Source organism: Pseudoalteromonas sp. SG41-2 (genome assembly GCF_014164535.1).
Classification (GTDB): Bacteria; Pseudomonadota; Gammaproteobacteria; order Enterobacterales; family Alteromonadaceae; genus Pseudoalteromonas; species Pseudoalteromonas rhizosphaerae.
Genome location: NZ_JACJFK010000080.1, coordinates 1 through 1,564, shown reverse-complemented (window position 1 = coordinate 1,564; position 1,564 = coordinate 1). Strand labels below are relative to the sequence as shown.

General features: G+C 37.1%; 1 protein-coding gene and 1 pseudogene. Both read right to left on the bottom strand.

Going from position 1 to position 1,564, the window contains the following annotated elements; genetic code table 11:
* A pseudogene (locus tag H5186_RS22435) lies at positions 1-599 on the bottom strand (hypothetical protein); the annotation flags it as partial.
* Between the two features lie 8 nt (positions 600-607).
* Positions 608-1,243, bottom strand: a complete 636-nt coding sequence (locus H5186_RS22430) for a hypothetical protein (RefSeq protein WP_259399479.1) — start codon at positions 1,241-1,243, stop codon at positions 608-610.
* Positions 1,244-1,564: the final 321 nt, after the last annotated feature.

Here is a 1,564-nt window from a genome sequence, read left to right as displayed (position 1 = left end):
ACAGCTATTTTAGTCTCAGGGTATTTATCCTCATCAATATGACTAATAAAAGGCACAAACCCCATTACACCCGGGCGTGTTGCCACTATATCAAGGTGGCATACAATATCAGCCCATTTAAAACAACAATTACCCAGCTCATCACGCTCTTCACAACCAGGTATCTTATAGGTAAAGCCGACTAACTGTTTTTTTCTGTCAAAATATATTTGCTTTTTAGGGAGGTAACTCTCTGTTATTGGTAATAAATTAAGAAAAAACAGGTTCCAAGAAAAAGTAAGTGCGGGCACCCACCAATGGTAAGGTTCATCCGAATATGTCATCACAATACAAGATAAAAAGAATATAAAGCTCAGAACACCACCAATAGCCATAGGACCAAAAAGCAAAGCTCTAGCAGCACTATTCCCGCACATTTCTATTTTATATCGCTCTGGGTGTTTTTGAATTGCTTTTTGCTTTCTTGCAGGTAAACCATATAAATAGCATAAACCTTTGAATTTACTCTTAAGGCTATTTAATCTCTCAGGGTAAAAAAAACAATTAAATCGCGTTTTTTTAGGCATGATATCAACGGCTAGGTAGTCATTATTTTGCATTACTTTCCTTATGCAATTGCTAATTCAAGTGAGGCATTTTCAATTGGCTTTTCAAACGCATCAAAATCTATCGGTAAAGTTAGACTTTCGTTGTAAATAAGTGTTGATGTTATTTCAACATCAAACACACTAATGTTCGGTGATTCAATTTCAAACTCATAGGTGGCTGCATTTAAGCTAAGGCTATTTTCATCAAATTCAGATAAATACTCTTTAGTGCCTTCAACCCAGCTTGAATTTCTATAAACATTTAACGTTGTTGGATGCCGCCATGAGTATTTTACATCTAAAAGCAACTCGGATTTCCCGACTATGAACATTGGTAATTCAACTTTTACTGTATGGTAATTGCGACTATCAAAAAAAGTAGGAGTATTAACAGTCACCTTAGGCGAGAATAATACGCTTTGGATATATTTAAAATATTGGTTTGGATCTGAGAAAGTATTGTAAATGGCTTCGTCTTCTCCAGCAAATACGCCTCGCTTATTTTTGGCAAACGGGCCAAACTTTGCCCATATTTCTAGCTTGCTATCGGTTAACCACACAGCAAGTAAACCAAATACGATAGAGCCTAATAATAATGCCCACCCCCATGGTCCAAGACTTGCGAATAGTATAGAGCAAATTAAGATGACACCCATCTTAACTATTCAAACTGAATGTCGTTTTTATTGTTCAATTTGCGCGGCGTAAAGCCGCGCCTACGCAAATTTAAATGGCTGTTTTCTTCACCGTTTATTATGTCGCCATGTTAGCCAGCAACGTGCCAATAAACCTAGACAGCATTTATGCTGCCTAGGTTTGAATTCCTTTTCTGATTGTTAAAGAGCAATAACTTTTAAACACCCGCAATAATTTGCATTGCAAGGGTTTTCATCAGGCGTTTCCAGTATGGGGTGTTGTCTGGTTGGTTTAGGCTTTCATCTATTGGCCACTTTTCCCATGGTTTGGTGATTTCTTTA